Annotated in this window: 9 protein-coding genes; all 9 read left to right on the top strand. The window is 49.7% G+C overall.

All coding sequences use genetic code 11. The features are described from left to right. Positions 1-408 precede the first annotated feature (408 nt). Genes C7A19_RS14330 through C7A19_RS14290 form a run of 9 tightly spaced genes read left to right on the top strand, consistent with a single transcriptional unit; the run spans position 409 to position 9,086 of the window. Entirely contained in the window at positions 409-666 is a 258-nt protein-coding gene (locus C7A19_RS14330) for an STAS domain-containing protein (RefSeq protein WP_116645225.1), read from the top strand. 22 nt (positions 667-688) lie between these two features. Further along, a complete protein-coding gene (locus C7A19_RS14325; protein WP_069363402.1) occupies positions 689-1,048 on the top strand; it encodes a response regulator in 360 nt (119 codons plus the stop codon). Positions 1,049-1,069: 21 nt separating this feature from the next. Further along, a complete protein-coding gene (locus C7A19_RS14320) occupies positions 1,070-3,169 on the top strand; it encodes a chemotaxis protein CheA (RefSeq protein ID WP_116645224.1) in 2,100 nt (699 codons plus the stop codon). 9 nt (positions 3,170-3,178) lie between these two features. Continuing rightward, positions 3,179-3,676 (top strand): chemotaxis protein CheW, encoded by a 498-nt coding sequence (locus tag C7A19_RS14315; protein ID WP_069363404.1) that lies wholly within the window; start codon positions 3,179-3,181, stop codon positions 3,674-3,676. 8 nt (positions 3,677-3,684) lie between these two features. After that, positions 3,685-4,155 (top strand): chemotaxis protein CheW, encoded by a 471-nt coding sequence (locus C7A19_RS14310; RefSeq protein ID WP_077649208.1) that lies wholly within the window; start codon positions 3,685-3,687, stop codon positions 4,153-4,155. A gap of 3 nt (positions 4,156-4,158) precedes the next feature. Beyond that, complete coding sequence (locus tag C7A19_RS14305) at positions 4,159-6,552, top strand: methyl-accepting chemotaxis protein (RefSeq protein ID WP_116645223.1); 2,394 nt, start codon at positions 4,159-4,161, stop codon at positions 6,550-6,552. Positions 6,553-6,554: 2 nt separating this feature from the next. Next, positions 6,555-7,385 (top strand): protein-glutamate O-methyltransferase CheR, encoded by an 831-nt coding sequence (locus C7A19_RS14300; protein ID WP_116645222.1) that lies wholly within the window; start codon positions 6,555-6,557, stop codon positions 7,383-7,385. 1 nt (position 7,386) lies between these two features. Beyond that, the gene (locus C7A19_RS14295) at positions 7,387-8,034 is read left to right on the top strand and encodes a chemotaxis protein CheD (RefSeq protein ID WP_069363408.1); all 648 of its coding nucleotides are present in this window, start codon (positions 7,387-7,389) and stop codon (positions 8,032-8,034) included. After that, positions 8,034-9,086, top strand: coding sequence for a chemotaxis response regulator protein-glutamate methylesterase (locus C7A19_RS14290; RefSeq protein ID WP_077484323.1), 1,053 nt, complete (start codon positions 8,034-8,036; stop codon positions 9,084-9,086). The genes C7A19_RS14295 and C7A19_RS14290 overlap by 1 nt, the downstream gene beginning before the upstream one ends. The last annotated feature ends 373 nt before the right edge of the window (positions 9,087-9,459 follow it).

Below are 9,459 nucleotides of genomic sequence, written 5' to 3'. Positions count from 1 at the left end.
CACGGGGATTTTCAATCCCCTGCTCTACCGACTGAGCTATCCGGGCTAAGGTGCTCTATTTAATAGCATTAACCTAAGAATGTCAAAGTCTATTTAACTGACGCATTCCATGGGTATAAACCTGAATTCCTGCCTGGCATATCGACTTTTTGTGATCTTATTCATTAATTTGCATTGGCAAAAAGCCACATAAAGGTGTCTTTGCTTTGTCATTTATCCCGCCTGATTTTCTTATCTTATTGTTTTTTAATTTCTATTCTTGATGGTGCTGATTCATAAACAAGGCATTGACCAAAACCGCCTCAGCAAAAATAAGGCCTTATATAAGTTGTTCGATTGATTATTGCTACACTTATCCAACAAGCCAATGAGATGTCTTTTTTGACAACCGTTTAGGGCGGTTCAGCCATGCAAATAAAACTCGGAGAATCTCTCGACGTTTCTCACGTACATCAAGCCAAAGCGGACTGGGAGGCGAAAGTCGCGGACGCCTCTTCATGTGTGATTGACGCGAGCCAACTGAGCCGAATCGATGGTGCTGGCCTGCAGTTGTTATTGGCGTGGGTACTGACTTGTGATGATGTTGAGTGGTTGAACGTCCCTGACTGCCTGTTTATCTCAGCGCAACAGACTGGCATGACCACCTTATTGAAACTACATAGTTGATCGACGGAGTTGGAGTAAGAGGATGGCAAATATACTCGCAGCGGATGATTCGGTATCCATTCGGCAAATGGTGAGCCACACATTAAAGGAGGCAGGTTATCACGTTGAGACGGCCAACGACGGGGCCGATGCATTGCGAAAAGCAAAGTCTAAAACGTTTGATTTGATCATCTCCGACGTCAATATGCCAGTAATGGATGGCATTGAATTTGTTAAACAAGTGAGAGAGGTGCAGCAATATAAGTTTACGCCTATCTTGATGCTTACCACCGAAGGCTCTGCTGAGAAAAAGTCGGCGGGGAAGGCGGTGGGCGCGACTGGATGGATCGTCAAACCCTTTAACCCCGATACCTTATTGAAAACACTCAAGCGTGTGCTGTAAGGCACATCAACGGAGGGGGATATGGCCATGGATATGGATCAATTGCGACGCATTTTCTACGAGGAATGTCGCGAGAACCTTGAAGTGCTCGAAAGAGGCCTGCTCGCACTCGACCTCGGTGCAGCAAATTTTGAATCCATGAATACCATTTTCCGTGCCGCGCACTCGATTAAAGGTGGCGCGGCGACTTTTAATCTTGACGATATCAGCCACTTCACCCATGTGATGGAAACCTTGCTTGATGAGGCACGCGAGGGCAACCGACAACTCGATAGGCAAACCATTGATACTCTTCTGCGTGGTGTGGATTGCATTCTCGCGATGCTTGAGGCTTACGAAAATGACGCTGAGTACGATAAAAGCGAACCCGATGCAGTCAATGCCGCCCTCAATGCGATCATGGATAGTGATGATTCTGCCTCTTCCTCATCAAGCGATCTCTCCTCGGCGCCGTTGTCGACTGACCTGGCCCCGCAAGAGCCGGCCGGCTCAGATATCGAAAAGTGGGCAATCTGCTTTGTGCCGGATCCAGCGATGTTATTTTCAGGCAATGATCCTGTGCGGATTTTGCGTGAGTTACATGCATTACCTGGTGGGGCGGAGGTTCGTTGTGACTCTACCCACCTACCAACCTTTGCGCAGCTAGACCCAGAAAATCTGTATTTACGGTGGGATATTCAGGTTGATGGTCATGTCCCACGCGATGAAATCGAAGCGATTTTCGAATGGGTTGAAGACGAATGCGATCTCACCATTACCCCCATTCATCGTAGCGTGCCCAGTGATATGGATACCGCGTCTACTGTGGCGGAAGCGCCTGTCACTGAGCCACAAACGTCGGCAAATGCCTCATCTTCCGAGCCAACCCCCGCTGTCAAGAAAGCTAACAAACCCGCGGTGAAAAGTGATGCCAGTGTCTCCTCGATCCGCGTGGACATCGATAAAGTCGATAACCTAATCAACCTCGTGGGCGAGCTAGTAATTACGCAGTCGATGTTGGCAGAGTTAAGTAGTGACTTCTCCCCTGAGCGGCTTGAGCAATTGCAATCTGGCCTTGAGCAACTGATGCTCAATACCAAAGAGCTACAAGAAAGCGTGCTCAATATCCGTATGTTGCCCATCAGTTTTGCTTTTAACCGCTTCCCTCGCTTGATTCGCGACCTATCCTTGCAATTGGGAAAGCGAGTGGAGTTGGTGATTGAGGGGGAGAATACCGAGCTCGATAAAACCGTGCTTGAGCGCATTTCTGATCCGCTGGTTCACTTGGTTCGCAACGCGGTTGATCATGGCTTAGAAACCCCGGCAGTACGCATGGAAAAAGGCAAGCCAGAAACTGGGATGGTGCATCTGAACGCTTATCATCAAGGTGGCTCGATTGTCATTGAAGTCAGTGACGATGGCTCAGGTTTGGATAAAGAAAGGGTTTGGCGAAAAGCACTTGATAAAGGGCTGATTTCTGATGATATCCCGCTCTGTGAATTGACGGATAGCCATGTATTTAACCTGGTGTTTTCCCCAGGCTTTTCAACCGTAGAACAGGTGTCTGATGTTTCTGGACGTGGGGTGGGCATGGATGTGGTACGGCGTAATATCGAGCAGTTAGGTGGCAATATTGATGTGCACTCAACGGTAGATCAAGGCTGTTCCTTCAAAATCAGCTTGCCGCTGACACTGGCGATTTTGGACGGTCAACTGGTGAAAATCGCAGAAGAAGTCTACGTAGTGCCTTTGATCTCTATCATTGAATCGCTTCAGGTGGATAGTCGCCAAATTAAGACCGCATCCGGTGTGCAGCTCTATCGCTTGAGAGAAGAAAATATTCCCATTCTTCGACTCAAAGAAGAATTTGGCTTGGGCAGCACTGACGATGATCTCGATAAACAACTGCTGTGTTTGGTGGAAGCGGGAGATAAAAAGGTCGGCCTGTTACTTGATGAGCTACTTGGTCAGCAGCAAGTGGTGATTAAAAGCTTGGAGTCCAATTACGCTCGCGTACCGGGTATTTCTGGCGCGACCATTTTAGGCGATGGCTCTGTTTCTCTCATCTTAGATATTCAAGGCTTGATCACGCAGTTTTTAGCCCGTGTCAGTGATGCGAGCGGCCATATTGCCGCGGCATAAGGAGATGATATGCAGACGGGAGTGGAATCAGACACTGTGCTTGATATTGATGACCGTGTTGAGCAACTGCAAGGCAGTGATTATCTAAGCTTCGAACTCGATGGCGAGCTGTATGGCGTGGACATTCAAATGGTGGAAGAGATCCGTGTTTGGTCGCCTCCCACGCTTATCCCACGCTCACCGGCATTTATTCTTGGCGTGATCAACTTGCGTGGGATGATCGTGCCGGTGATGGATCTACGCATCCGCTTTCAAGCCTCTCAAGTGGACTATCATCGAGAGACGGTGGTGCTGATTCTGCGAGCCAGTGAGATGGCCAATGGCAAAATTATGGGCGTCGTGGTTGATGCCGTCTCGGATGTGGTTGACCAAGGGGAGGGACAAATTATGCCTCCACTCGGTGATTCTCAAGTGATTGCTTATGTCAGCGGCTTACTCAATGTTGGCGAACGGGTGATGTCATTGGTGAATGTCGATGAGCTGTTGCGTATCGAGCGATGGATATAGGTGAGAGCATGACGCAATCGCGAGAATACTTAAGTTTCTTACTCGAAGATGAAGAATACGGCGTCCATATACTCGATGTGAAAGAAGTAAGAGGGTGGTCGGACGTTCGCCGTATCCCTAACACCCTGCCGCATATGTTAGGGGTGCTGGAGCGACGGGGAGAATACATTCCGATTATGGATATTCGTCAGTGCTTTGACATGCCCCCCGCAACGATCAGCGCCACGAGCGTCATTATTATCGTGCGTAGCCAACAAGGGGTGTCGCTTGGCATCGTGGTGGATGCGGTAGCAGAAGTACACCATTTGGAAGAGCAGCAAATTAAGGATCCTCCGGGGCTTCATCATCAGGATGAGTGGTATATGGAAGGCATTGCGGCGGTGAATGACAGACACCTGGTATTAATTAATTTGGAGCAGTTGTTCGACTTTGATCAGTTACAACAAAGCGCACAACCAGAAAGTGCAAACGAGGACTAGAATATGGCGTGGTTTAAAAGGGAAGCAAAGCAAGACAACCAACAGACCAAACAGAATGTGCAGCTTCTCGCGGCACTGAATGTCTCGCCTGCTGCACTTGTGATGCTTGATAGTCAGCAGCACGTCACCTTAATTAATCGACGTGCGCTGCAACTGTTGCAATGTTACCAGGCTGCGATTCGCGAACGTGGCAACGAGGATTTTATCGCGAAAAGTGAGGTACTCGTTGGTCAACCCATGAGCCGCATACTCGCGACTGACGTAGTCGACTACCAACAGTGGCAGCAGCTTATCGACGACAAACCATCTGTCCAAACCATCGAGTTAGGCGTGGGTAAGTTGCGGGTGTCTGCCAGTAAAGTCGCTGATGGAGACGGCTACAGTGTTGAGCTGTGTGATGTGACGGCACGTGCCCACCAAACCGAGGAACATAAACGCCTTAAAGCGGCGCTGGACCATACCCACAGTGCCTTTGTCTTACTCGGAGCACACGGTGAGATCACGCATGTGAATGAGCAGGCAGTGACATTGTGCAAACAGTATGAGAAAGCCTTCTGCGCGAAAAATAGTGCCTTTGCCGCCAGCCGTGACGACATTCTTGGCAAATACATCGACTACTTATTCCCTCAACTGCAGCGCGAAACCTTTCTGAATCCTGAGAAAATGCCCATTAACCGGGATATCCGCCTTAAAGAGGCGCGTTTTGAGTTTCATGCTACCGCCAACTACGACCGTCATGGAAAGCATATCGGCACGACGATTGAGTGGCGTGATGTCACGATAAAGCGCAAAAAAGAGTCAGAGCACTCGTTGCTTGCTGCCATTGTGGAAGGAATGACCACCAATGTCATGCTGGCCGATAAAGACGGCATTATTCGTTACCTCAATCCGGCTGTGACCAAATTATTCAAAAGTCGTGAGAGTGAAATGCGTGAAATCTTCCCCAACTTCTCAGTGGATAAGCTGGTGGGGTCCAGTATTGATCAATTCCATAAAAATCCTGCGCACCAACAGTCTGTGATTGCCAACCCTGACTGTATGCCTTACCGAGCGGAAATTACGGTGGGGAAACTCGAATTTGCGCTGAGTTGTATTGCGCTTTATGACGATGATGGCGAATACATCGGGCCAGGGTTGCAATGGGAAGATATTACTGAGCAGCTGGATGGTCAGCGCCAGGTTGAACGGCTGATTGCGAGTGCTGCGGAAGGCAACCTCACTGCAAGAATGAACACCAGTCAATACCGTGGCTCTATGGCGAAACTCGGCAACGGTATCAATCAATTATTGGATAGCTTTATTGATCCGGTGAACGAGTCTATTCGCGTCATGCAGGGCGTATCTAAAGGCGACCTGAAAATGACCATGTCGGAAGACTACAAAGGCGACTTTGACGTTCTCAGCCGAGCGATTAATACCTCGATCAACAATGTTCGTAATATGGTTGAAAAGATCACGCACTCGTCGGCAAGGGTGGCGTCAGCGTCAGCCGAAATTGCTGAGGGTAATAATGATCTCAGTGAGCGCACCGAAGAGCAGGCAGCTAACTTACAAGAAACTGCGGCGAGCATGGAGCAAATGACCGCGACGGTAAAGCAAAATGCCGAGAGTGCATCATCGGCGAATTTGGCGTCGAGTAAGGCCAGTGAAAAAGCGAGCAAGGGCGGTGATGTAGTCAAAGAAACCATCGAAGCGATGGCGGAAATCAATGATGCCAGCAAGAAAATTGCCGATATTATTGGGGTGATTGATGAAATCGCCTTCCAGACCAATTTGCTTGCCTTGAATGCGGCGGTGGAAGCGGCGCGTGCGGGGGAGCAAGGACGTGGCTTTGCCGTTGTGGCGGGGGAAGTGCGTAGCTTGGCACAACGCAGTGCGGGCGCAGCGAAAGAGATTAAAGACTTAATCAAGGACAGTGTGGAAAAAGTCGCGCAAGGCTCGAAGCTGGTGGATGAATCAGGCGCGATGCTTGGAGAGATTGTCGCCTCTGTGTCTGAGGTCTCTCAGCTCATTGATAGGATCAATGTGGCAAGTCAAGAGCAAGCCACAGGTATTGATGAAATCACCCGTTCCGTGGCTCGAATGGATCAAATGACGCAACAAAACGCGGCCTTAGTCGAAGAGGCTGCAGCTTCTAGTCAGGCGATGCGGGAAGAAGGTGCCGAGTTAATCAACCTGGTTGGTTTCTTTCAAGTTGACATCGATGCTGAAAAGTTAGCGGATCTTCATCCTCCTCACACTCAACGTAAAAGCGCGCCCAAGCACGCCAATAAAGCCGTTTCCAAGGCAAGAGGGAAATATTACCGCAATGGAGAAGCCGCCTACGAGCCTCGCCAAGCGAGTAGTCATCAAAGGCCTTCGAGTGATGAGGTCAGTGATGAGTGGGAGGAATTTTAACCATGACTGCGCCATCTGGTGCTTACGATTTTAGTCAGCATCATTTTAAATATGTACAAGTGTTTATGGCGAATGAGACGGGAATTTTTCTTACGGATAAAAAGAAAAATATGGTGTATGGCCGCCTGGTGCGTTGCCTACGTAGAACAGGCACGGCGACATTTGATGACTATTTCGCGTTGGTTGAGCAGAGTAAAGACGAACGAGTCGCGTTTGTTAATGCACTGACCACCAATAAAACCCAGTTTTTTCGTGAGCGCCACCATTTCGAGTTTTTAGCCCGCGAATTGATCCCCTATTGGCAAGCGGCTAAGCAAAAGCGTATTCGGATTTGGTCTGCGGGCTGCTCGACGGGGGAAGAGCCTTACACCATTGCCGCTGTACTTGCAGGGCATGGGTTGTTAGAGAGGCAATGGGATGTACAAATCCTCGCCACTGATTTAGACACCCATGTGCTCAATACGGCTCGCAAAGGCTTTTACAGTTTGGATGCTGTCCATTCGATTCCAGAAATTTATTTGCAAAACGGGTTCTTAAAAGGAAAAGGCGTCAAGCAAGATCTATTCAAGGCCAAGCGCCAGCTTCGGGATGCGATCCGTTTCGAGCCACTTAACCTGAAAGGAGAGTGGCCTCATAAGCAAGCGATGGATGCGATTTTTTGTCGTAACGTGATGATTTATTTTGATCGCGCCACACAGCAACGGCTGCTTGAGCGGTTCTGGCACCAGTTAGTACCGGCGGGGGTACTTTTTATCGGCCATTCTGAAGGACTCGGAAAGATGGCGGAGAAGTTCGATAATTTAGGCCACACCATATACCGTAAACGGGAGTGATATGCGCCAAGCCCTGGAATTACACCGGCATGCTCAAGAGAAAACACTCACCCGTTTTTTTAGTCCTGAGCACGACAAGCACATGGTGAAGCTACAACCGGGCGATGTTTATGTCAGCGCTAATGATGAGTTGATTGCCACTGGCTTGGGCTCATGTATTGCTGCGTGTATTTGGGATCCCGAGTCCCAAGTGGGCGGCATGAACCATTTTATGTTGCCTCTTAAGTGCGAAGAGGCAGAGAGTGCTTGGACAGCGGAGCCGTATTTGTCTCATGCTGCCCGTTACGGTAATTACGCCATGGAAATACTGATTAATTCTTTGCTTCAACAAGGGGCGGTAAAAAGTCGGCTAAGAGTGAAGTTATTCGGTGGTGGTAACATTATGAGGCAAAATATTGCCATTGGCCGCAAAAATATCGACTTTGTTCGTCAATATGTCACCAATGAGCAGCTTCTCTTGGTGTCGGAAGATCTTGGACAGGTCTTTCCGCGCCAAGTGCTCTTCGATCCTCGCACGGGTAAGGCTTGGGTGAAGAAAATCCAGTCACTGAGTCAGCAATTGGTGGCGGAAGAGAGCCAGTACAATCAGCGCTTGCTGCGAGAGTCTTATGAGGATGGCACCGATGAGCAAGACGTGGAGCTATTCTGATGAGCCCATATCGTTACAAAGTATTGGTGGTTGATGATTCTTTGCTCTATCGCACCCTAATCAGGGAATGCTTAGACAGTGACAGCGAGTTAGAGGTCGTTGGCTTGGCTGCCGATCCTTACGAGGCGCGTGAAAAAATAAAAAAGTTTAACCCGGATGTGATCACGCTCGATGTTGAAATGCCCAAAATGGATGGCATCCAGTTTCTTAAAAACCTGATGCGTTTACGACCGATGCCAGTGATCATGGTGTCGACCCTGACCCAGCATGGCGCAGATGTCACCCTGACAGCACTGGAGGTTGGGGCGGTGGATTATGTACCTAAACCATCATTGAACCTTGCCACTGCCATGATCCGTGAGCGTGAGGAGCTGATCAGCAAAGTGAAGATGGCGGCGCAGGCGAGTGTTGGCCACACAAACCTTTGGAATAAACCGCCGAACGTCACCATCGATCGTCAGCATTTCAACCGTAGTGGCTATCAAGTGATCGGGCTAGGGGCATCGACGGGCGGGACAGAGGCTCTACGTGGTATCCTCGAGCGCTTACCCAAGCACATGCCACCCATTGTAGTCACACAGCATATCAAAGCCGCGTTTTGTGGCCCTTTTGCCGAGCGATTAGACCGCGTATGTCGATTGCAAGTTGAAGCCGTCACATCAGACACAGTGCTGTTGGCGCAAGGGCGCGTGTATGTCGCGCCTGGCGATCGACACCTCACCGTGGTCAACCGGCAAGGACATTTGTACTGTCAGCTCTCCGATAGTGCTCCCGTTGAGCGCCATCGCCCTTCCGTGGATGTGATGTTTTCATCCATCGCAGGTTCTGTCGGCAGACAGTCGATTGGCGTGATATTGACCGGAATGGGAAGAGATGGCGCCACTGGGCTATTGAAAATGCGCCAAGCGGGGGCGCTGACCGCCGCGCAAGACCAAGCCAGCTCTGTTATATGGGGAATGCCTCGCGTGGCAATTGAACGAGGGGGAGCGGCAAAGACGCTGTGTTTAACGGAAGTCGCGAATTTTTTAGTAGAGGCCATTTATGGGGACTAAGTGCGTTATCGCGACTTAGAGTGTGGGCGAGTAATACGGCAGCGATAGCCAAACAAAAAAACGCTAACCTTTCGGCTAGCGTTTCTTTAAAAGTGGCTCCCCGACTGGACTCACGGGGACGCCTAGTTGGGGGCGCCTAGCCCAGTGACATATTTGGCGATAGCCAAACAAAAAAAACGCTAACCTTTCGGCTAGCATTTTCTTTAAAAGTGGCTCCCCGACTGGACTCACGGGGACGCCTAGTCGGGGGCGCCTAGCCCAGTGACATATTTGGCGATAGCCAAACAAAAAAAGCGCCAACCTTTCGGTTAGCGCTTTCTTAAAATGTGGCTCCCCCAACTGGACTCGAACCAGTGACATACGGATTAACAGT

Source organism: Salinivibrio sp. HTSP, from assembly GCF_003390965.1.
In the GTDB taxonomy this organism is placed as follows: domain Bacteria; phylum Pseudomonadota; class Gammaproteobacteria; order Enterobacterales; family Vibrionaceae; genus Salinivibrio; species Salinivibrio kushneri.
Note: the sequence above shows the minus strand (reverse complement) of the source record. Positions and strands in the feature narration are given on the sequence as shown.

Coding starts and splice junctions, on each gene's coding strand:
- C7A19_RS14300 (WP_116645222.1), top strand. CDS start 6,555: ATGACTGCGCCATCTGGTGCTTACGATTTTAGTCAGCATCATTTTAAA.
- C7A19_RS14290 (WP_077484323.1), top strand. CDS start 8,034: ATGAGCCCATATCGTTACAAAGTATTGGTGGTTGATGATTCTTTGCTC.
- C7A19_RS14330 (WP_116645225.1), top strand. CDS start 409: ATGCAAATAAAACTCGGAGAATCTCTCGACGTTTCTCACGTACATCAA.
- C7A19_RS14325 (WP_069363402.1), top strand. CDS start 689: ATGGCAAATATACTCGCAGCGGATGATTCGGTATCCATTCGGCAAATG.
- C7A19_RS14310 (WP_077649208.1), top strand. CDS start 3,685: ATGACGCAATCGCGAGAATACTTAAGTTTCTTACTCGAAGATGAAGAA.
- C7A19_RS14320 (WP_116645224.1), top strand. CDS start 1,070: ATGGCCATGGATATGGATCAATTGCGACGCATTTTCTACGAGGAATGT.
- C7A19_RS14295 (WP_069363408.1), top strand. CDS start 7,387: ATGCGCCAAGCCCTGGAATTACACCGGCATGCTCAAGAGAAAACACTC.
- C7A19_RS14305 (WP_116645223.1), top strand. CDS start 4,159: ATGGCGTGGTTTAAAAGGGAAGCAAAGCAAGACAACCAACAGACCAAA.
- C7A19_RS14315 (WP_069363404.1), top strand. CDS start 3,179: ATGCAGACGGGAGTGGAATCAGACACTGTGCTTGATATTGATGACCGT.